Here is a 21,206-nt window from a genome sequence, read left to right as displayed (position 1 = left end):
CAGATGACGGGGCGTTCAACTGACAGACCACTGCTGACCGGCTGAGCCGGTCGTGGTCTCCTGCGTGACCTTGCTGCCATCTGTACCGGAGGCAGTGGTCATCGGCAATCCGCTGTGAGCATTGACGATCAAGTAACCCGAACTGGTCGGCGTGACGATCCAGCGCTGGTTCGACCGGCCTGTGCACGTCCACTGGATCACCTTCGTACCGGCCGCGGTGGACCCGCCTTCGGCATCGGCGCACAGTTGCGAGTAGCCGTTGCTGATCGTGTACGTGCCATCGGTCTGCTGGGCGAAGTTCCAGGACTGGTTCTGCTGTCCGGACGGTGACCAGGTGATGAACTGGGTGCCGGTCGCCTTCGACCAGTCGGGATCGTCGAGCGCCTTCCCGTTGGCCGTCACAGTGTGTACGCCGTTGAGGTTCGCCGCGACACCCACCGCTGTCATGGTCATCGCCTGCTCGGCAGCCGTCCGCGACCCACCGACGGCATCACCCGTGCTGTTGGTCCAGTGCCGAACCGGCGTCGACTCGGTCAGCCGTCCGGATTGCGAAGACATCCCGAGTACGAGCCCGCTGTACCGATTGACGAGTCGATAGCCACCGCTGGCCGTCCCCGTCGATGAGGAGGTGTTGGGGACCACGAACCACTGCTGCCCAGCCGTCGGACCCGTCGTGCCGGGAGCGGTGACGGACAAGGCTGCGCCCCATGCACGTCCTGCGTTGCCGGACGAGTCGGCACCGAGCAGCCGGCCGGTCGAGGCGTTCGCGATCCGGTACGAGCCGTCGCCGTTGGGAGCGAAGGACCAGGCCTCGAGGGTAGAGCCGGTGGCCGTGGCGAGTGACGTCGTCGACGTGCTGCCGGACACCTGGGCCAGCACCCGACCGTTGCCATTGGCAACTCGGTAGGTCTTGGTGGGATCGAGCACCGGCGCGGCCGGGGAGGTCGAGTCGATGCTGAGGTCGGCGTACTCGCCGTCGGAGGTGGCGCAGGCGATCGAACAGTACGAGCGGAAGGAGCGGCCGACGATGGTGGAGCTCGTCTTGTTCGCCGGGTCGAGGAACCAGCGGTACCAGGAGCCGGACTTGTAGTTGCCTGAGTCACCGATCAGGTACCACTTCTGGGTGGCGAGGTTGTCCGTCACGTAGAAGCGCTGGGTCTGGACTCCCGAGACGACCTCGGGTTCGCCCAGATACAAGCCCAGATAGGCGTTGTAGGTGATGTTCATGATGAAGAGATCCGACTTGGCCGGGAGTTGCCCGGCCGCGATCTGCTGGTCTGCGTTGCCGGTGTTGGCTGGGTCGTAGTCGTCGGCCGTCGGCGTGTAGCCGTTCTGGTTCGACGCGGTCACCGGGACCATGTTGCTCTCGAGGCCGCCGACACCGGGCTGGGTCCAGCCGCCGTTGTACCACTTCGACCAGGTGCCGGTCGCCATCTTGCCGGACAGCGGCGCCCGGGCGACGTGGGCGAGCCCGCCGTTGCCGCCACCGGCCCCGCCCTTCGGGATCACTCGCGATCCGTAGTACACGTAGAAGTAGCCGGACGCGGTGTCGACGAAGAGGCGCTGGTCGCCATCGCCGTAGTTGTAGGTCTGGTTGGGGAAGGCGGTCGCGTCGCCGCGTTTGGTGCTGTACGGCGAGGTGATGACGTGGCCCTTGATGGTCCAGACCTTGCCCTGGTTGGTCGAGACGGCGTAGTCGATCGAGTCGTAGTGCAGGCCGTCGCCGAACGGCTGGGGCGTGAACTCGTTGTGGACCAGGCCGATCCAGTTGCCCGTGTCCGGATCGACCCAGGTGCCGATCAGGTCGCAGTAGTTGCGTTGCGAGTACGAGCCCGCGCCGTTGTTGACGTAGGTCGACTCCAGGCCGGTCGGGCTGTTGTTGCAGCGCCAGGTCGTGTCGCTGTTCTTGTCGCGGCTGTCGGCCGGGTTGACCGCGCCGCTGATGGTTGCCGACTTCGTGGCAGTGTCGAAGTTGCTGCCGGTGTAGAAGTTCCACTGGCGCGAGGCGGTCGCTTCGTACAGGGCGTGGGACTGCTGGAAGTAGAACGTCCCGTCCTTGTCGATGTACGGCGTGGCCGGTGCGTCGTCGGGGAACTGGTACGGCTTGGTCGTGGCGCCGACCGACACCGTGTACGTCGTCGCTGGCGGGATGGGAGGCGCGGCGGACGCCTGCAGGCTGCTGCCGGCGAGCGCGGCGGCGGTCATGATCGCAACGGAGACTCTCAGCGGGGTCGACATCGCTGCACCATAGAATTCATTTGACCGGTAAACAAGACTTCGATCCACAGAACTACGGCATTGACGTGGCGGGGGGATCGCCCAATACTCAGACATGTAGTTGACCGGTCCATCAACTTTGGGGTCGCCCGTGGTGACGATGCAGGACGTGGCGACCCGAGCGGGCGTCACCAAGCAGACCGTGTCGAACGTGGTCAACGGCCGGGCTGCTGTCCGCCCGGATACCGAGGCGCGGGTCCGGGCTGCGATCGCTGACCTCGGGTACGAACCGAACTTGGTGGCGCGTTCGCTGGCGACCGGTTCGACGATGACTGTCGGGCTGATCGTGCCGACAGTTGCCAGCCCGTTCTACTCCGAGATCGTCGAGGAGGTCGAGAACGTGCTGGATCAGCACGGGTACCACCTCGTGCTCTGTACGACCCGAGCTGACGGCGATCGGGCCAAGCGGCAGCTGGCCGGACTGTCGAGTCGGCTGGTCGATGCGCTGCTGATCGCGGGCGATCGGGATCTGACTGATCCGCTGGCGCTGCTACCGGATGCACGGTTCCCGATCGCGTTGTGTGCTTGGGAGACGCAGATCCCCGACTCGCTGCCGGTCGTGACGATCGACTACGAGCACGCGGGGTTCCTGGCGGGGGAGCATCTGCGGAGCCTTGGGCATCAGCGGGTGGCGGCTGTGGTCGAGCTGCCGACGCATGAGCTACGGCTGGCCGGCCTTCGGCGTGCGTTTGCTCAGGACGAGCTGACGATCGGCGATGAGAGGGTGTTCGTGCCGACTCAGCCGACGCCTGCGGGTGGGTTCGCGGCGGCCCAGGCTGCGTTGGCGGCGGATCCGGAGCTCACGGCGATCTTCGCTTCGCACGATCTGCTCGCGCTGGGGGTGCTGGAGGCGGTGAAGGAGTCGGGGCGGTCGGTACCGGGCGATGTCTCGGTGATCGGTTTCGACGACACGGCGCCGGTGGCGTTGACGCATCCGGCGCTCACCGCGGTCGCGATCCCCAGCCGCGAGATGGCTCGGCAGGCGACCGCGTTGCTCCTGCGTGCCATCGACGAGCGCACCCAGCCGGTCAACTCGGCGCAACTGTTACGCACCTCGCTAGTGATCCGCGACAGCACCGGACCGGCTGCTCGGTAGTACCGGCTGACTCTCCTGTACGGCCTGCCGGGACTGTCAGGCGGCGAGCTGCTGTGCGTTCCTGCGGGCCCACACCGCGCGACGCAGCTTGGCCTTGTCGGGATAGCCGGCGGCCCGGCCGATCATGTACACGTCATGACTGCGCATGTTGACCATCGCGGCGACGTACCAGACCGGGTTCCCCTCGGCCAGCATGGTGACGATCATCTGCTGCGCGCTGTTCTCGGACATCCTGACCCTCTCCTCGATCCGTGCTTCCTGCTCTTACTGAGCGCTTCCCGCTCTCACTGATACGTCGGATCCAGATCGCCGATTTCGACATCCGCGCAGAGATTTTTTGCCGGTCACGGTGGGATGAGTAAAGGGCCGGTAAAAACGAACGCCCCGGTCGATGACCGGGGCATTCGTCCGTGCGGGTCCCGGGGGGAGTGGGACCTCCACACGTGGGGGGACTTCGAATTTATCCCTGATCGGGGGTCAGGGTCGCAGGTTCACGGCGATTCTCGAAACACCAAAAGCTGAGCGGTTCGAACCATGCGCCCAACGGTCGGGTTCTGGGGCTCGTCGTCGAGTGGTTTTGCGGCGGTAAAGCGCCGTCGCGAGAGCTGTCGAGAAGACGAGCAGGCCGCCACACCAGGCGAGTGCGAGCCAGCCGTTCGAGCCTAACGCAGTACCGGTCAGAAAGCTGCGGACGGCTTCGATCACCGGCGTGATCGGCTGGGTGCTTGCTGATCGGTTGGAGGAAGCGCGGCATCGTCTCGGTACGAACGAACGCGCTGCTCAGGTACGGCAAGAACAGCATGGCGAAACTCAACGCACTGGCCGACTCGACCGACTTCGCGATCACGCCCAACGCAGCGGCCAGCCAGAACAACGCGACTACGTAGAGCAGCAGCAGACCAATGGCCGCGAGCCAGTCGACCGGGCTGGCGTTCGGCCGGAACTCCATCGCGAGGGAGGCGAGGATGGCGATCGTGGTGGACACCGCATTGCGGACGACACTCGCAGTACTGGCGGCGCCGTACCCGGTGGTCAGCAGCAGGATGCCGGACACGACGTAGTTGAAGTACAGCTCGATGCGCTTGCCGCCGACCTGGGTCTTGAGTGAGTCGGCCGTGCCGGACGCGGTGACCCGCCGTCGTCGAGCAGCACGATCCGGTCGGCCAGGCGGTCGGCCTCGTCGGCGTGGCGGGGTTCATCGATCGCGCCTGACCTTCCTTACTCATGTTCTGGAGTCGGCTGTGTCCCGCTCGACAGGAGGTAGTCGGTGGTGGCGCGGGTTTCGGTTGCCGGCTGAGCGTGGGGATGGTCCAGGTCGGCGACTACCTCCTGTCGAGCGGGACAAGTCACCCGCGACCGGCCTTGCGGGCGGCTGGCGATCGCTGTCGGTTGAGCCGTGACGCCTCACGTCAGGGTGATGACCGCGTGCGCGTTGGGCTTTGTCGCGGCGATGAGGTTGGCGTTGGTTTCGTCGGAGCCGTAGGTGCGGTCGTGGGCTTCCTGGGGTGAACGGCCGAAGCGTTGGTGGCGGGCTTCGAGTCGTTCGTGTCTCAGGTCGTCGTCCAGGTCGATGTACCAGCACTCGTCGAGTAGCCGGCGGCCTGTTGCCCAGGGCTCCTGATCGAAGAGCAGGTAGTTGCCTTCGGTCAGTACCAGGGTTGTTTCTGGTGGTACGGCGATGGTGGCGGCGATGGAGTCCTCGATGGAGCGGTCGAATCTCGGGGCCCAGATGGTTTCGTCCGGGGAGTCCTTGAGGCGCTTGAGCAGGGCGACGAAGCCGTAGCCGTCGAAGGTTTGGGGTGCGCCTTTGACGGCGGCTAGTCCGCGTTCTTCGAGTGCCGACTGGGCGAGGTGGTAGCCGTCCATCGGGACGAGTGCGACTTTGTGGCCGTTGGCAATCAAGCCTGCGGTGAGCTGTTCGGCGTACGTCGACTTGCCGGCGGCGGGGGCGCCGGTGATGCCGAGGATCGCGCGGCGTTCCTGGGTTGCCAGCGCGACGGCTCGGTTGAAGGCGCTCTCTCGATTCAGCTGCACCCGGAGATCTTGTCAGGCTTGCTCAAGGCTGCCCAGCTTTGCGCAAGATCGCTTTGGTGCTGGTCGTGGACCAACCGTCTGATGATCGAGCCCGGGCCTTCTAATTGCAGGGTGGTGGGGTCGTCTGGGAGGCGGCGGCCGAGGGCGGTCACGGAGTCGAGGCAGCGAGCATCACCGAGGATCGCCCAGCCGGGTCTTGCTGTGGGTGAGAGGTCTAGGTCTTCGGCCAGGAGCAGTTCGCCGTCGAGGCGCGCTCGCTGAGATGAACGCAGCGTGCCGCCGGTCTCACCGTGGCGCCCGAACACGAGCGACTCCCGGAATGCCATCGTGCAGCCGGACTCGAGGTCGACCGTCATCGACCTGGTGACGTCAGCCCCTTCCGAGACGACAAAGGGCTCTCCATGCCAAGTGAGCTGAGCACCATCGGTGAGCTCGACGGTAACGTCCCAGCGGGCCGAGCCACCCCGCATCGCGTAGGCGACAGTGCCCGCCGTCTCGATGATGTCCAGCTTCACCGGCCCGGACACCACGACCTGGATCTCGACATGGTCACCGGCCAGCAAGAGAGCCGACGCGGCCACGAGCGCGATGCGGACCACCCCGTCAGGCGCCCGCAGACGACGCGGCGACAGCAGCCCGGTGGTCAGCAAACACCGATCGCGAACAGGATCCGCAACAACCTCGATCCGGGTGATCGAACGCGCGTCGGCAGCCGGGTGCGCCAGGGGAGGGGCGAGCACCTCGGGGGTGGGGTGTTGGGGGTGGTTAGTGGGAGTGGGCATGGGTGTGGGAGATGAGTTCGCCGTTGTCGCCGACGTGGGAGTGGGGGGCCATCGGGCCGGGGTCGACTGGGGTGTGGGAGCCGCTGCGGACCTTTTGGGTCATGGCGAGTACCCATTCCTTCAGGCGGCGTACGGACTCAGCGTCTGTGCGGGACAACGCGAGTACCGGCTTGCCGGCGCGGGCGGCCTCGGCGTCGGCGACCATTTGGGGGACATCGACACCGACGTACGGGGCGAGGTCGGTCTTGTTGACGATGAGCAGGTCGGCGCGGGCGATGCCGGGGCCGCCTTTGCGGGCGACGTCACCACCGCCGGCGACGTCCAGTACGAAGATCTGCGCGTCGACGAGCGCGGGGGAGAAGGTTGCGGTGAGGTTGTCGCCGCCGGACTCGACCAGTACGACGTCGAGTGGGGCGAAGTCGCGTTCGAGATCCTCGACCGCGATCAGGTTCGGGGTGACGTCGTCGCGGATCGCCGTGTGCGGGCAGGCGCCGGTCTCGACGGCGCGGATCCGCTCTGGATCGAGTACGCCGGCCGCGCGCAGCAGCCGCGCGTCCTCGTCGGTGTAGATGTCGTTGGTGATGACGCCGAGCTGGAGTTCGGAGGCGAGCTCGCGGCAGACCATCGCGATCAGCGAGCTCTTGCCGGTACCGACCGGGCCGGCGACGCCGAGACGGAACGAACGGCTGGTACTAGGCATGGAATAACCTCATTCTCTCGACAGCATGAGCTTGCGCGAACACGTCCACCAACGGAGCGCCGTACGCCGGAATCTCGGCGGGTGAAGTCGTCTGGCTAACGGCAGCGACGAGTTCCTCGATCGCGGGATGGAGCCTGAGCAACCAGCTCGCCGCGTCGGCCGGATCCACCGGCAACAACTTGAGCGATGCGGCCACGACGGTCTGCGCATCGTCGTACCCGATCAGCCGCGCGGTCTGCTCCGCCGACAGCCCCGTCACAGCCGCGACCACCCCAACCACCACTGGTCGCGCGATCTCCGCATCAGCCTTCAAATACTCAGTAGTCCTAGGCCAAACCCGCGCCGCCAACCGCAGATAAGCACGCCCCTGCCTGCGCGACGCAGCCCGCAACGCCTGACTAGGAGTCCGCGCCGCCCAGGCAGCCTCAACCTGCTCAACCAACTCCCCATCGAGAGCGAGTTGTCGCGCCACCACCGCGGTCGCCGCCTCGACACGGACAATCGTCCGCAACCGATCCGCCGCATAACTCGCAACGTCACCGAGCCGAGCCCCCTCCGCCCCAAGCCCCGCCCGAACACCAGCCTCCAACCCACCCGACTGCGTATGCCCGCCAGTAGGCAACCGCGCATCAGCCAACGTCATCGCCACCAACTCCGGCGACCCCACGGCGACTCCAGCCGCCACAGCTCCGACCTCGGCCCCGGCCATCGCACCAGCCCCCGCGTCCGCTCCAGCTGCAGCCTCCGCACCAGCTCCCGCGGTACTGGCTCCCGCGGTACCGGCTCCCGCGGTACCGGCTCCCGCGGTACCGGCTCCCGCGGTACCGGCTCCCGCCGCACCAGCTCCCGCGGTACCGGCTCCCGCCGCACCAGCTCCCGCCGTGCCAGCCCGCGCCGTACCGGCTCCGGCGGCCGCAACTGCCTCCGCGCCTTCCGCAGCAGCGTTCTGCCTGCGTGACGGCGACAACATCTGGTGGGCGTGAACGCCTTCTGGCGACCTTGAACACGTTATTTCATGTCCAAGGTCGCCACTAGGTGTTCGAGGTCGCCGCGACTGGTCGCCGGTCGCCTCTTCGGAGGTGTTCATCAGAAGAGGTTGTAGAGCTGGGCCAGGGGGAGTTCGGTGGCGGGGGAGGGTTCGATGAGGTCGCCGTCGACTTTGATGGCGAAGGTTTCCGGGTCGATGTCGATGGTTGGCAGGGCGTTGTTGTTCTTCATCTGGGCTTTGCCGACGTCGCGGGTCGGGCGGACGCCTTCGAGGCGCCTGCGGAGCTGCAACCGGTCGGCGAGGCCGTCGTCGAGGGCCGCGGGGGAGACGAAGGTGATGGACAGGTCCGCGCCGATCGCGTTGCCGAACGCCGGGCGCATGAGGACCGGTTGGGGCGTCGGGATGGAGGCGTTCGGGTCGCCGAGTGCGGCCCAGGCGATGGCGCCGCCTTTGATCACCAGGCGGGGGCGTACACCGAAGTACGCGGGATCCCAGAGTGCGAGGTCGGCCAGCTTGCCGACTTCGACCGAGCCCACCAAGTGATCGATGCCGTGGGCAACTGCCGGGTTGATCGTGTACTTCGCGACGTATCGGCGAGCGCGTTCGTTGTCGGCCGGGAGGCTCGCGCCCAGCGTCCCGCGGCGGGCCTTCATCACGTGCGCGACCTGCCAGGTACGGGTGATGACCTCGCCGATTCGGCCCATCGCCTGGGCATCCGACGACGTGACCGACAGCGCGCCCATGTCGTGGAGGACGTCCTCGGCGGCGATCGTGGTCGCGCGGATCCGCGACTCGGCGAACGCCAGATCCTCCGGTACGTCCGGGCTCAGGTGATGGCAGACCATCAGCATGTCGAGATGCTCGGCGACGGTGTTGACCGTGTGCGGCAAGGTCGGGTTGGTCGAGCCGGGGATGACGTGCGGATGACTCGCGATCGAGAGGATGTCCGGCGCATGCCCGCCGCCGGCGCCCTCGACGTGGAACGCGTGGATCGATCGGCCGTCGATCGCTCGCAACGTCGACTCCACGAACCCGGCCTCGTTCAAGCTGTCCGCGTGCAGCGCGACCTGGAGTCCCCACGCATCCGCAGCCTTCAACGACGCATCGATCACCGCCGGCGTCGAACCCCAGTCCTCGTGCACCTTGTACCCGGCCGCTCCCGCGAGCGCCTGCTCGGCCAAACCCTCGGCGCTGACCGTGTTCCCCTTACCCAGCAGCAAAATGTTGAGCGGCAAAGCATCGAGACTCCGATGCATCTTCGCCAGATGCCAAGCCCCCGGCGTGACAGTCGTCGCCTTCGACCCCTCACTCGGCCCTGTACCACCACCCACGATCGTTGTGATCCCCGTCGCCGAGGCCTCGTGCAACTGCGACGGCGACAGCAAATGCACATGCGAGTCGATAGCCCCCGCCGTCAGAATCCGCCCCTCCCCGGCGATGACATCCGTCGACGGCCCGATCCGCAGGTCCGGATGCACCCCATCCGCGATATCCGGATTACCCGCCTTCCCCAGCGCGACGATCAACCCATCCCGAATCCCCACATCAGCCCGAACCACACCCCACCAATCGAGCACCAACACGTTGGTGATGACAGTGTCCGGCGCCCCTTCGCCCCGAGTAGTCGTCCCCTGAGCCATCGACTCCCGAATCGACTTCCCACCCCCGAAGATCGCCTCCTCACCCCCAACAGTCCGATCCTCTTCCACCTCAATCCACAGATCCGTATCCCCCAACCGAACCTGATCCCCAACCGTCGGCCCGTAAAGCGCGGCATAGGCGGCGCGCGAGATCTCAGCCATGGTCCGCCGCCTGTGGGGTTGCCTCGTCCGAGGCCGGCTTGATCTGGATGCCGGGTACCAGCCGGCGGCCGGCCAGTGCGACCGCGACGACCTCGCGGGAGGCGCCGGGCTCGAAGCGTTGCGACGTACCGGAGGGGATGTCTAGGCGGAAGCCGTGGGCGGCTTCGCGATCGAACGCCAGGGCGGTGTTGGCGTCGGGGAGGTGGAGGTGGGAGCCGATCTGGACCGGGCGGTCGCCGGTGTTGACGATCACCAGCGTCAACTTCTGGCGGCCCGCGTTCAGTTCGATCGTGCCGGGGGCGACTCGTACTGCGCCGGGGCCCCAGTTGCCCGCCCCCTGTCCTTCATTGCTAAGTCTAATCTTGTTGCTCATCAGATCCCCGTTCAGATTATGGGGCTGTGGATAGTGACCAGTTTCCGGCCGTCGGGGAAGGTTGCTTCTACCTGTACGTCCGTGAGGAGTTCGGCGACGCCGTTCATGACCTGGTCTCTGGTGAGGACTGTGCGGCCTTGTTCCATCAGGTCGGCGACGAGGGCGCCTTCGCGGGCTCGTTCGATGACCCAGGTGCTGAGGAGGGCTACCGACTCGGGGTGGTTGAGGCGGACTCCCCGGGCCAGGCGGTCGCGGGCGACCATCCCGGCCACGGAGAGAAGCAGTTTCTCGATCTCGGACGGGGTGAAGTTCACGCCTGGGCCGCCAGTACGTGGTCGGCGACCTTGTCTGTACTCAGGCACAGCGAGCAGACGAAGGCGCTGTGGGTTTCGCAGGCCGTCATGTCGGGGCGCTCGTAGTCCTGCCGGCACACATGGCAGGTCAGTACTGCGCCTGACGGGTTCCCGTGGTCATCGAACATCGGCAGCTCAATCCCATCACTCGTGCGCCGGAGGTAGTACTTCCCACGAGTGACGATAGCCAGCACCGGCGGCAAAACCAGTGCAAGCACGATCGCGACCAGCGGCGAGTACGGCTTGATCCCGTCGCCGAGCCCGCCGAAGAAGACTAGGATCGACACACCAGCGGCGACCGCCATCGACACGAAGCCGACCGGGTTGATCGCATAAAGCATGCCGCGCCGGAACTCCGGCACCTTCGGCGACAGCTTCAGCAGGTACTTGTTGAAGACGATGTCCGAGGCAACGACCACGATCCACGCCATCCCGCAGTTGGCGTAGAAGCCGAGGATGGTGTTGAGGAAGTCGAACATGTTGGCTTCCATCAGCACCAGCGCGATCACCAGGTTGAAGCCGAGGAACACGAGCCGCCCGGGGTAGTGCTTGGTCAGCCGGGTGTACGAGTTGGTCCACGCCAGCGAACCGGAGTACGCGTTCGTCACGTTGATCTTCACCTGACTGATCACCACCAGTACTACGGCCAGCGTCATCGCGAGCCACCCCGGCAGGAACCCACGGTAGATCTCGAGGAACTGATGCACTGGCTCGTTCGCGACTCCAGCACCATCAGTCACGGACGCGATGATGTAGACGGCCAGGAACAGCCCGATCACCTGCTTGATCGCACCGAAGATCACCCAGCCCGGGCCGGCCAGCAGCATGTGCGTCCACCAGCGCCGCGAGTTCTCGGGCGTCTTCGGCGGCATGAATCGCAGGTAGTCGATCTGCTCGGCGATCTGCGCGATGAGCGAGAGACAGACGCCGGCCGCGAGCAGCATCGAGCCGACATCCGTCGCGCCCTTGCCGTCCTCGCCCTGGTAGTCGAAGAACGACGACACCGACTCCGGGTGCGAGACGACGAGGTAGACGAACGGCAGCACCATCAGCAGCAACCACAGCGGCGTCGTCCAGACCTGCAGCGTGGACAGTACTTTCATGCCGTAGATGACCAGCGGGAAGATCACCAGCGTCGAGACGGCGTACCCGAGTGCGAGTGGGACATGCAGCCCCAGCTTCAACCCCTGCGCCATGATCGAGCCTTCGAGCGCGAAGAAGATGAAGGTGAAGGACGCGAAGATCACGTTGGTCACCACCGACCCGTAGTACCCGAAGCCGCTGCCGCGGGTGATCAGGTCGAGGTCGATGTTGTACCGCGCGGCGTAGTACGCGAGTGGCAGGCCGGTCGCGAAGATGACGACGGCGAAGATCCCGATGCCCCACAAGGCGTTCGTGGTGCCGTACGAGATGCCGATGTTCGCGCCGATCGCGAAGTCGGCCAGGTAGGCGATACCGCCGAGCGCGGAGACGGCGACGACGCCGGTCGACCACTTGCGGTAGGACCGCGGCGCGAACCGCAGTGTGTAGTCCTCGAGCGTCTCGCGGGTGGCGGCGGTGGGCTCCGACGGGGGAGTGGTGCGGTGGTCGATGGAGGGTTCAACGGTCATGGCGAACTCCTGCGGCACCTTCGGGCGGGGACGGTGCAAGGCGCCCGGCGACACTGCCGGAACTGATGCACCCGAATGGAAGGAACCTAGGAACGCCGCGTTACACCGGTGTTTCCAAACCGCTAAGGTCGTGTATTTCCATCTGGAAGTACCTAGATCGAGCGCTGAAGCTGCCTCAACCCACCGGCAAGACCCTGCAGGCGGTCGTCGCCGAGCTCGTCCGCGATGGCGGATTCGACCCGGCGTTCCTCGGCTCGCAGGCGCTCGGCGACCGTAGTACCGACCGGCGACAACGCCGTGACCACCCGGCGGCGATCGGACGGGTGAATCCGGCGTACGACGAGGCCGCGCTCAACCAGCTTGTCGACGTGACGGGTGAGGCTGGCGTTCGGAAGTACCGCCTGCGCGGCGAGCGTGGACATCGGCAGACCGGGCTCATCCGCCAGCGCCGACATCACCCGCCACTGCTCCAGGGACAGGTCGAACTCGGCCAGGATCGGCCGCAACTGGTGCTCGATCCGGCGTTCGGCCTGCTTCAACAGCAGGAGCAGACTGGCGGTCATCCTGCCTCCCCGTGTCTCACGTTCTGGTGAATATAGCTCAGAGCTCGGAGTAGTGAGCAGGACTGAGCCACACTGTCCGAAAGGCTGAAGGAGGTCCGGCGTGCGCGAGCAGCTGTCGATCGCCCTCGTCGTGCCCATGCAAGGAACGACCGGCATCTACGGCCCGTCTTGCCTGGCCTGCGCCCAGCTCGCGATCGAGCAACTCAACGCCAGCCGTGGGATCGCCGGCCGCCAGGTCGAGCTGGTCCAGGTCGACGCGGGCCGGCAACCGGCAGTGGTGGCCGAGGAGGTCGGCCGGCTGGTGGACAGCGGTCGCGTCGACGCGGTCGCGGGCTGGCACATCTCCGCCGTACGGGTCGCCCTCACCCGGCGGATCGGCGGCAAGGTCGTCTACGCGTTCGCCGCGATGCATGAAGGCGGTGATGACACCCCTGGCGTCTTCATGCTCGGCGAACGGCCGGTCAATCAGTTGCTCCCGGCAACACATTGGATCGGCGCGCAGCACGGCGTACGCCGCTGGGCCGTGGTCGGCAACGACTACATCTACCCGCGAGTGACGGCGACCACCGCGACGAAATCCTTACAGGGTTCAGCTTCCTCGATCGTGCAGTCGGACTTCGTCCCACTCGGTACCTCCGACTTCGGCAGCGTGATCCAAAGCCTCGAGCGCGCTGATGTCGAAGGCGTGATCATGCTCCTGATGGGTCAGGACGCGGTCCACTTCAACAGGCAATTCGCCAAGGCAGGCTTGAGCGAACGCTTGCTCCGCCTCAGCCCGGCCATCGAGGAGAACACCCTGCTGGCCGCCGGACCCACGGCAAACAAGGGCTTGTATGCCGCCGCCGCGTACTTCGACGGCCTCGCCACCACCGAGAGCGGCGAATTCGCCCGCGACTATTACGCCCGCTTCGGCACCTGGGCGCCGGCCCTCAATGCGGTCGGCGAATCGTGCTACGAAGCCATCCGTTTCCTTGCCAGGCTGGGCGAAATGGCCGGTTCGATCGCCATCGACGCGGTCTCCGCACTGCCGACCGGCCACTTCTACGACAGCCCCCGCGGGCTCATGCGGCTGGACGGAAACCTCGTCGACCAGGACGTCTACCTGGCGGCGGCGAACGGCCTCGAATTCACCGTCGAGGACCGCATTGCACAGTGTGGTTGATTGATCGCGCTGAGCCATCCCCAGGCGGTGAAATCTCGGCTACTGTCGATCGGATGTTGCAAGAACTCGCCAACTTGCTCATCCCCGCGCCGGAGTTCTCGATCCGTCCGAACGGAGACGAGATCGTCCTGCGCGGGCAGCCTTTCACCGAGGACGACGGGGAGTGGCTCGACCGCACCGTCGTCGAGGGGTTGCTGCGCGATCCCGAAGTACAGCCGGTCCTGATCGGCCGGTTCGAGGACCGGGGCGTCGGCGCCCATCGGTTCGACGGCCGGAGCCGGGTGTGGCGGCCGTTCGTGCTGGCTAACTACATCCTCGACGACGGCTCGCCACCGGCCGGTACCGACGCCTGCCTGGTTGCGTACCGCTGGACCTCGCCGACCGGGAAGGCTTTGCTGGTCTTCGAATTCGACTGTTAACGCTTCTTGAGGTCGGCGAAGAGCTGGGCCTCGGTGCGGCCGAGCTGGGCGGTCATGATCAGGTCGCGCTGGTTCTGGCTGAACCCCTGCCGGGCCAGCTCCTGGTAGAGCTTGGCGAGCTTGGTCGCGCCGTACTTGTCGACCAGGTAGTCGACGGCGTACCAGCCGATCGGGTACGAGCTGTCCATCGAGGCGTAGAACACCGGGTCGGCCGGCAGCGCCTTGACCTTGTTCAGGTACTTCGAGCGGATCATCCGGCGGTACCGAGCGAGATCCAGGTCGCGTTCGCCATCCATCGGCAGCTGTTCGACGTACTCCGCCGTGCCCTCGACCAGCCATCTCGGCGCGTCGGGCCCGTACGGCGCGGTCGCCACGTGCGTGAACTCGTGCGCCAGCACCCGTGCATCCAGCTCGTCGCGGTAGCGCGGGTTCACGATCACGTAGGCGCCACCGTCCTCGCCCTCCGCCTGGACCTCACCGGGCAGCGTCCGGTAGACGTGGGTCGCCACGGCCAGGAAGTCTTCGGCATCCTTCGGCTTGGTGTAGTCGGCAGTACGGACCACCTTGTCGTCCAGCGCGATCACCAGCCCGCCACCGCGCCAATTGGCCGACCACAGCTTGTTCACCGCCCGTACTGCGGACTCCGCGTCGGCCAGGATCGACTTGGCCAGCCCCGCCTTGCCCCGCTCGACAACCACGAGGGCGCGGGCTCCCCGGCGTACCAGCACGGGACCGACGTCCCAGGCCTCCTTGTGCGCCCCGATCGGCAGAGCACTGTCCATGTACGTGTCGTTGATCAGCAGGTACCGGCCGCCGCGCTGCACGAACATGTAGCCCAGCGGGGCCTTCACCAGCTGATCGTCGATGCCGCCGATCTGGTACGACATCACCACGCTGACCAGGTAGGTCGTCGGCCCGTACTTGTCGATCAGCTTCTGCTCGAACTGCGGCCGGTCCTGCAGGTAGTTCAGCTTCACGAACCCGAACTGCACCAGATTCTCGAACAAGACCTTCTGCGCCGCGACCAGCTTCGCGTTCTTCGGATCGACATCGGCCAGGAACTGCGCCTCGTTCTTGGTGAGTACAGCGGCCGCCCGCCGCTTCAGAATCGCATCCACGGCAGCACTCTGAGCAGTCACATCAACCTGTACTGCGGTAGGCCGAGGACTACTCGCCACCGCCACCGGAGCAGGCTCCCCGCCCCCGTGCAGGTGCAACGCCACCCCACCAGCCGCACCCGCGACCGCGACAATCACCGCCCCCGCGGCCCCCAGCCACCCACGCCGACCCATCAAAACCCCTCCCCAGGCCCCCCGGCCACGCTAAAAGCAAGCGCTTATCTGTATCACGAATCGCCGGCAGCCTTGAGGTCGGCGAAGATCTGGGCCTCGGTGCGACCGAACTGGGCGGTCAGGACGGAGTCGCGCCTGCCCTGCGAATTCACCTGCCAGGCCATTGCCTGATGGAGCCCGACGACCTGGATCAGACCGTACTTGTGGACCAGATAGTCGACGGCGTACCAGCCGATCGCGTAGGAGCCGTCCTTCGTCGGACCGAAGAACTGCTTGTCGGTCGGCAGCGCCTTCGCCTTGGTCAGGTACTTCGAGCGGACCTCGGCGCGGTACTTGGCGAGATCGACGGCGGTCTCGCCCTTCATCGGCAGCCGGCTGACGTACTCGGCCATGCCCTCGACCAGCCAGAGCGGGGCTGAGGATCCGTCCGGCGCGGTGGCGACGTGAGTGAACTCGTGCGCTAGCAGCCGCGCATCCAGTTGGCCGCGATCGCGCGGGTTCACCACGACGTACGAGCCACCCAGGCCGGTGTCGGCTCGGTACACGGGTGTCGCTACCGCCGGGGTGTCCTTCCATCTGGGCGCGTCGAAGTCGGCTGCTCGCACCTTCGTGTCGTCGAGTGCGATCACCAGAGCACCGCCCTGCCAACCGGGCAGCCACCATCGGTTCACGGCTTTCACCGCGACCTGCGCGTCGGCCAGGATCGACTTGGCGAGCTCCGTCTGGCCTTGCTCGACAACCACCAGCGTCCGCGGGCCTCGTCGTACCAGCACCGGACCGGTGTCCCAGGCCTCCTGGTTCGGACTGTCAGATTGGCCGGTATCCAGATAGGTGTCGTCGGTCAGTACGTACCGCCCGTCACGCCTGACGAACGTGTACCCCACCGGAGTCTGCACCGGCAGTTCGTCGATCCCGTCGATCTGGTACTCCATCACCCCGCTCACCAGGTACGCCGTCGGGCCGTACTTGTCGAGCAGCGCCTGGTCGAACTGCGGATCGCCCTGCCGATAGGTCAGCTTCCCGAACCCGAACTGCACCAGGTTCTCGAACAAAACCTTCTGCTTGGACTGCAGTTGCTTGTTGTACGGATCGACATCGGCGATGAACTGGTCCTTGTCGTGTTGCAGCACTGCAGTCGCCCGGCGCTGCAGGACCGCGTCCACGGCAGCAACCTGCGCAGCAGGATCAACCTGTACTGCCGTAGTGCTGCTCGCCGCCGTTCCATCCGTCAGCCCGCTGGCCACGATGGCCAAGGCCCCGGCCGCCATCAGCCACCCACGCCGCCCCATCACTGCCTCCGTAGATCCCCGCCCCTGAAGCAAACGCCCATGCCTATCACGTGCGCCCTGCCCACGCGCCGGAATTGCCCGTTGTTGCAGTTAGCCCAGGTAGCCGTCGGGGCGGATGAGGATCTCGGTGCCGTCTTCTGCGTGGTAGAGGGTGAATGCCTCGGGGGAGGCGTAGGCGCCGGGGGTTGGGGTGTGGGTGATGGTCACGGCGTGGGGGTGGGTGGACGGAGTACTGGGGTTGAAGCGGAGCAGGGTTTCGTGGGGGCCCTGGAAGAGGGTGAACAGGCGGGTCTTGTTGCCGTCGGCATCGGTCAGCGGGGAGTCGGGGGCACGGTCGCCGGTGGCGAGTGGGGCGGTGTCGGTCGGTGAGCGGTAGCTGATGTCGAGCTGGCGGACGTTCTCGCCGCGTTCCATCGCGGACTCGTCGCCGTCGATGTGCTTCTGCATCAGGTCTTCGCTGATCCCCAGCACCCGCAGGGCGTTGGTGCGCCGCTCGGTCTCGTACGTCGCAAGCACCGCCTCGCGCCCGTCGGCCAGCTTCCACCCGAGGTTGTACGCGTCCTGTACTCCGGTGTTCAGCCCCTGACCGCCCGTCGGTGGGTGGACGTGCGCCGCGTCGCCGGCGATGAACACGCGGCCGACCCGGAAGCGCTCGGCCAGCCGGATGTTCGGCCGCCAGACGGTGGACCAGGTGAGGTCGCGGAGCTTGGCCACGCCCTCACCGGCGTACCTGTCGACCAAGCCCTGCAGGCCTTCCAGAGTTGTGTCGGCGTCGCTGGATGCGAGCGGCGCACCGAATTGGAACTGGTCGCCACCGGAGAGCGGCGTCAGGGCGATGCCCTCCATCGGGTTGTCCGGGCCGGCGAACCAGTACCCGTACTCGTGGTCCAGCCCGTCAGCGGAGACGTCGCCGAGCAGCATCCGGATCGAGTCGTCGGTGGTGCCTTCGAAGGCGATCCCGAGTTGCTTGCGGACGACGCTCTTGCCGCCGTCGGCGCCGACCAGCCAGTCCGCCTCGATCGTCTCGCCGGTCGAGAGTTCCGCGACCACGCGATCGGCGTACTGGGTGAAGCCGACCAGTTCGGTGCTCAGCTCGACGCTGACTCCGAAATCGGCGAGGCGGTCACGGAGGATCGCCTCGGTGCGGGACTGGCCGAGCATCCAGGCGTTCGGGTACGGGCGGTCGGGAGTCGGGTCGATCGGGTCGGCCATCCGGCGCTCACCGACGGACCGGCCGCCGATGCTGATCTTCATCGTCGGCATGGGGATGCCTTGGGCGAGCACTTGGTCGAGTACGCCGAGATCTTCGAAGACCTCCAGCGTCCGGGGCTGCAGCCCGTCGCCGCGGGAGCCCTGGAAGAACTCGTCGGCCTTGTCGATCACCCGGACGGCGATGTCGCGGCGGGCGAGCTCGATCGCGAGGGTCAGTCCGGTCGGTCCGCCACCGGCAATCAGAACGGTCATGATGCTTCCTCGTTCCACTGAATTATGATTCACTGAATGTCGATTCAGCATGAACCTGACTAGGGTTCGTTGTCAAGGAGGTGTCGGGTGACGAGCACACGCAAGGAACAGGCGGCTGGGACCGAGGCGGCGCTGAAGCAGGCGGCCCGGGAGGTGTTCGCCGAGCGCGGCTACCTGAACACCAAGATCACCGACATCACCGCGGCGGCCGGGCGCGCGACGGGTTCCTTCTACAACCACTTCGCCGGCAAGGAGGAGTTGCTCGAGGCGCTGCTCGTCGACATGCTGGCGACGGCCGACCTCGCAGTACTGGGCGATCTGACGCACGACGAGGACTTCAGCAAGATCTCGTCGGTCCGCTGGCACGTGACCGCGTTCTGGAACTTCTACAACGCGCATCTGCCGGAGATGATCGCCATCAAACAGGCGGCGATGGTCGACCCGGAGCTCGGCCAACGCCTCCAGCGGATCATGGCGGACGACGACACCCACATGATCAGACACCTCTCGTACCTGCCTCAACCGCAGCCGGATCCGCTACTTCAGATCTCCGCGATGAACTCCCTGCTGGAAGGCTTCGCCTACACCTGGCTGGTCGCCAACCCACCCTCCGGTCGCACCATCACCGACGAGGCGGCCATCGACCTCCTCACCAACCTCCTCCACCACGGCTTCGCGGGTCGCGCATGAGTGACCTCCCACCGGTGACCACCCACGAGTGGACCCATCTGCCTGATGCCGACCACATCGCGGCAATCCGATCCAACCCTGCCCGGTACTCCCGGGGTGGGCTCGTCCATCTCGTATTGGAGGTCGTCGCCTACCCGGTCGACGAAGCCGAGTCCGGTACGACCGACCGCGTGCTCGTCACCCTGCACGGCGACGGCTCGATCTCGGTCGAGGACAACGGCCGAGGTACGAACGTCTTCTTCGACGAGCACGGCCTGCCGATGGTCAAGCCGATCATGGCCACCCGCGACGTCCGCTTCTTCGACAACCCGGACGCGGAGGTCCTCCCCGACGGCCTCCCGCGCACCGGCATGTCCGTCGTCGCCGCCCTGAGCACTTGGCTCATCCACGAGAACCGTCGCCTCGACGGCGCCTGGACCCGTCGCTACGAACACGGCCTCCCCGAAACCGCCCTGACCGAAGTCGAAGCAGGCCGGCGCACCGGTACGGTCGTCCACTTCCGCCCCGACCCGGACGTCTTCGGCGATCAACCGCTGACGGCGGACGAGCTCCGCCCACTCCTGGCCGCCTTCCGCACCGCCGCGACCATCGAGCTCGGCACGCAACCCAGCGGCTGACTGGCGACCTTGAACACCTAATGGCGACCTTGAACAAGTAATTTCATGTCCAAGGTCGCCATTAGGTGTTCAAGGTGCTCGGAAGATGCCGGCGCCTACTCGTCTGGGGGAGGCGGTTCTTCGGCGCCTTCGGCCTCGTCTCGGGCGGCCCACTCCAGAAGGGTGTCCAGGGAGTAGGCGTTGTCGTCGATGGTGGCGTGGAGGTCGCCGAGTTCGGCAAACCGGGCGGGGACGGTGGCGATGGTGAAGGCCTTCGGGTCGACGTCGTCGATCTCGTCCCAGTGGATCGGGGTGGAGACGGTGCCTTCGGGGTTGCCGCGGACGGAGTACGCGCTGGCGATCGTGTGGTCGCGGGCGTTCTGGTTGTAGTCGACGAAGAGCTTCTTCGGGTCGCGGTCCTTGCGCCACCAGGTGGTGGTGACCTCGTCGGGGGCGCGGCGCTCGACCTCACGGGCGAAGGCCAGCGCGGCCCGGCGTACATCCGAGAAGCCGTGCTCGGGCTTGATCCGCACGTAGATGTGGATGCCGGATCCGCCGGACGTCTTGGGGTAACCGGTCGCGCCCAGATCATCGAGTACTTCGTGCGCGACGTGCGCCACCCGGCGTACCCGGTCGAACGGGCAGTCAGGCATCGGGTCGAGATCGATCCGCCACTCGTCGGGCTTCTCGGTATCGGCGCGGCGGGAGTTCCACGGGTGGAACTCGACCGTCGACATCTGCACTGCCCAGGCCACGTGCGCGAGCTCGGTGACGCACAGCTCGTCGGCGGTGCGGTTGTACCGCGGGAACTTGACCTGGACGGTCTCCATCCACGGCGGCGCGCCATGCGGCAACCGCTTCTGGTGCACCTTCTCGCCGGCCACGCCCGACGGGAACCGGTGCATCATGCACGGCCGTTCCCTTAGCGCGCGCACGATCCCGTCGCCGACGGACAGGTAGTACTTGACCAGGTCGAGCTTGGTCTCCCCACGCGCCGGAAAGTAGACCCGATCCGGATTCGAGATCCGCACCGTCCGCTCCCCGACCTCCAACTCGACCGCCGGGGTCTTCGCCTTAGCCGCTTTGGACTCCGCCATACCGCCCAACCTAACGGCCGCGACGGACATCCAGCATCATCATCGTCAGAAGTATTCGATCCCGATCCATCCAGGAGACCACCGCCATGGCTCAACTCGTCGTCGAGATCCATATCCCACTGGTCGAAACCCGCGTGCAACTGCTCGACGACACCGAGCCCGAAGCCGGCAGCGTGCCCGCCGCGGCGAGCCCTCAGCCCGGCCTCGAGGTCGAGTTCGACTGGATCGTCGCGGTCGAGAAGTACCTGATCAAGCGTGAGGAATCCGGTGAGTTCGAGGTCTACGACGACGGCGAGTCGCTAGGCGGCGACTACCTCTTCTACCTCACCGGCGCCGACGAGCAGACCCTGCTGTCGATCGCCGCGGACGTCGCCCGGCTGCCCGGCATCCCGCCCGGCGCCTACGCGATCGTCACCGACGACGAGTCCGGCGAAATGGGCGTAGGCCGCCAAGAACCCCTCCCGCAGCGTTAAGTCGCCGACCTTCACTCGGGCCGGCCAAGCAACCGGTACGCCGGACCGCCACCACACACCAACCTCGCCGCCGGTGGACGGCGCAGGCTCAACTGGGCAGCACCACTCGCCTTGCCGCCCAGTTGGTGTGTGATGGCGCTCCGGCC

At 66.4% G+C, this 21,206-nt stretch carries 22 protein-coding genes; 6 read left to right on the top strand and 16 right to left on the bottom strand.

Annotated elements, in window-relative coordinates; genetic code table 11:
* Window positions 1-15: 15 nt before the first annotated feature.
* Window positions 16-2,238, bottom strand: coding sequence for an RICIN domain-containing protein (locus OHA70_RS01390; protein ID WP_328327615.1), 2,223 nt, complete (start codon window positions 2,236-2,238; stop codon window positions 16-18).
* Window positions 2,239-2,386: 148 nt separating this feature from the next.
* On the opposite strand from OHA70_RS01390, the gene OHA70_RS01385 reads away from it, so the two are divergent.
* Window positions 2,387-3,373, top strand: coding sequence for a LacI family DNA-binding transcriptional regulator (locus OHA70_RS01385; protein ID WP_328327613.1), 987 nt, complete (start codon window positions 2,387-2,389; stop codon window positions 3,371-3,373).
* 36 nt (window positions 3,374-3,409) lie between these two features.
* Here the strand turns inward: OHA70_RS01385 and OHA70_RS01380 are convergent, their stop codons facing one another.
* The 11 genes from OHA70_RS01380 to OHA70_RS01330 all read right to left on the bottom strand — a co-directional run bounded on the left by OHA70_RS01380 (window position 3,410) and on the right by OHA70_RS01330 (window position 12,578).
* Window positions 3,410-3,604 carry a hypothetical protein gene (locus OHA70_RS01380; RefSeq protein ID WP_328327611.1) on the bottom strand — a complete coding sequence of 65 codons (195 nt, stop codon included), beginning with the start codon at window positions 3,602-3,604 and terminating at the stop codon, window positions 3,410-3,412.
* Between the two features lie 229 nt (window positions 3,605-3,833).
* Window positions 3,834-4,322: an ABC transporter permease gene (locus OHA70_RS01375; RefSeq protein WP_442913864.1), complete on the bottom strand. Its 489-nt coding sequence runs from the start codon at window positions 4,320-4,322 to the stop codon at window positions 3,834-3,836.
* Between the two features lie 455 nt (window positions 4,323-4,777).
* Window positions 4,778-5,407, bottom strand: a complete 630-nt coding sequence (locus tag OHA70_RS01370; protein ID WP_328327609.1) for a nucleoside/nucleotide kinase family protein — start codon at window positions 5,405-5,407, stop codon at window positions 4,778-4,780.
* Complete coding sequence (locus OHA70_RS01365) at window positions 5,398-6,189, bottom strand: urease accessory protein UreD (protein ID WP_328327606.1); 792 nt, start codon at window positions 6,187-6,189, stop codon at window positions 5,398-5,400. Before OHA70_RS01365 ends, OHA70_RS01370 begins: the two co-directional genes overlap by 10 nt.
* Entirely contained in the window at window positions 6,173-6,889 is a 717-nt protein-coding gene (gene ureG / locus OHA70_RS01360) for an urease accessory protein UreG (RefSeq protein WP_328327604.1), read from the bottom strand. The genes OHA70_RS01365 and ureG overlap by 17 nt, the downstream gene beginning before the upstream one ends.
* Window positions 6,882-7,859, bottom strand: coding sequence for an urease accessory protein UreF (locus tag OHA70_RS01355; RefSeq protein WP_328327602.1), 978 nt, complete (start codon window positions 7,857-7,859; stop codon window positions 6,882-6,884). The genes ureG and OHA70_RS01355 overlap by 8 nt, the downstream gene beginning before the upstream one ends.
* Window positions 7,860-7,975: 116 nt before the next feature.
* Entirely contained in the window at window positions 7,976-9,679 is a 1,704-nt protein-coding gene (locus OHA70_RS01350) for an urease subunit alpha (RefSeq protein WP_328327600.1), read from the bottom strand.
* A complete protein-coding gene (gene ureB, locus OHA70_RS01345) occupies window positions 9,672-10,052 on the bottom strand; it encodes an urease subunit beta (protein WP_328327598.1) in 381 nt (126 codons plus the stop codon). The genes OHA70_RS01350 and ureB overlap by 8 nt, the downstream gene beginning before the upstream one ends.
* Window positions 10,053-10,063: 11 nt before the next feature.
* Entirely contained in the window at window positions 10,064-10,366 is a 303-nt protein-coding gene (locus tag OHA70_RS01340) for an urease subunit gamma (RefSeq protein ID WP_328327596.1), read from the bottom strand.
* On the bottom strand, window positions 10,363-12,015 hold the full coding sequence (locus tag OHA70_RS01335) for a purine-cytosine permease family protein (protein WP_328327594.1): 1,653 nt from the start codon (window positions 12,013-12,015) through the stop codon (window positions 10,363-10,365). Before OHA70_RS01335 ends, OHA70_RS01340 begins: the two co-directional genes overlap by 4 nt.
* 152 nt (window positions 12,016-12,167) lie before the next feature.
* Window positions 12,168-12,578, bottom strand: a complete 411-nt coding sequence (locus tag OHA70_RS01330; protein ID WP_328327592.1) for a MarR family winged helix-turn-helix transcriptional regulator — start codon at window positions 12,576-12,578, stop codon at window positions 12,168-12,170.
* 100 nt (window positions 12,579-12,678) lie between these two features.
* Between OHA70_RS01330 and OHA70_RS01325 the strand changes: the two genes are divergently transcribed.
* Both OHA70_RS01325 and OHA70_RS01320 read left to right on the top strand, forming a co-directional pair.
* Window positions 12,679-13,740 carry a substrate-binding domain-containing protein gene (locus OHA70_RS01325; RefSeq protein ID WP_328327590.1) on the top strand — a complete coding sequence of 354 codons (1,062 nt, stop codon included), beginning with the start codon at window positions 12,679-12,681 and terminating at the stop codon, window positions 13,738-13,740.
* Window positions 13,741-13,793: 53 nt separating this feature from the next.
* A complete protein-coding gene (locus OHA70_RS01320) occupies window positions 13,794-14,159 on the top strand; it encodes a hypothetical protein (protein WP_328327588.1) in 366 nt (121 codons plus the stop codon).
* On the opposite strand, the gene OHA70_RS01315 is transcribed toward OHA70_RS01320, so the two are convergent.
* From OHA70_RS01315 to OHA70_RS01305, 3 genes are all read right to left on the bottom strand, one after another.
* Entirely contained in the window at window positions 14,156-15,277 is a 1,122-nt protein-coding gene (locus OHA70_RS01315; protein ID WP_328327586.1) for a hypothetical protein, read from the bottom strand. The genes OHA70_RS01320 and OHA70_RS01315 overlap by 4 nt on opposite strands.
* 227 nt (window positions 15,278-15,504) lie before the next feature.
* The gene (locus OHA70_RS01310; RefSeq protein ID WP_328327584.1) at window positions 15,505-16,740 is read right to left on the bottom strand and encodes a hypothetical protein; all 1,236 of its coding nucleotides are present in this window, start codon (window positions 16,738-16,740) and stop codon (window positions 15,505-15,507) included.
* A gap of 90 nt (window positions 16,741-16,830) precedes the next feature.
* Window positions 16,831-18,204, bottom strand: coding sequence for an FAD-dependent monooxygenase (locus OHA70_RS01305; protein ID WP_328327582.1), 1,374 nt, complete (start codon window positions 18,202-18,204; stop codon window positions 16,831-16,833).
* 87 nt (window positions 18,205-18,291) lie between these two features.
* Here OHA70_RS01305 and OHA70_RS01300 point away from each other — a divergent pair, with 87 nt between their 5' ends.
* Complete coding sequence (locus OHA70_RS01300) at window positions 18,292-18,894, top strand: TetR/AcrR family transcriptional regulator (RefSeq protein WP_328327580.1); 603 nt, start codon at window positions 18,292-18,294, stop codon at window positions 18,892-18,894.
* A complete protein-coding gene (locus tag OHA70_RS01295; RefSeq protein ID WP_328327578.1) occupies window positions 18,891-19,511 on the top strand; it encodes a hypothetical protein in 621 nt (206 codons plus the stop codon). Before OHA70_RS01300 ends, OHA70_RS01295 begins: the two co-directional genes overlap by 4 nt.
* Before the next feature lie 95 nt (window positions 19,512-19,606).
* On the opposite strand, the gene ligD is transcribed toward OHA70_RS01295, so the two are convergent.
* Complete coding sequence (gene ligD, locus OHA70_RS01290; RefSeq protein WP_328327576.1) at window positions 19,607-20,587, bottom strand: non-homologous end-joining DNA ligase; 981 nt, start codon at window positions 20,585-20,587, stop codon at window positions 19,607-19,609.
* An 86-nt stretch (window positions 20,588-20,673) separates the two neighbouring features.
* Here ligD and OHA70_RS01285 point away from each other — a divergent pair, with 86 nt between their 5' ends.
* Window positions 20,674-21,060 carry a hypothetical protein gene (locus OHA70_RS01285; protein ID WP_328327575.1) on the top strand — a complete coding sequence of 129 codons (387 nt, stop codon included), beginning with the start codon at window positions 20,674-20,676 and terminating at the stop codon, window positions 21,058-21,060.
* Window positions 21,061-21,206 lie beyond the last annotated feature (146 nt).

It is taken from the genome of Kribbella sp. NBC_00382, from assembly GCF_036067295.1.
In the GTDB taxonomy this organism is placed as follows: domain Bacteria; phylum Actinomycetota; class Actinomycetes; order Propionibacteriales; family Kribbellaceae; genus Kribbella.
The sequence above is the reverse complement of the archived record's forward strand: the minus strand, read 5'-3'. Positions and strand labels throughout refer to the sequence as shown.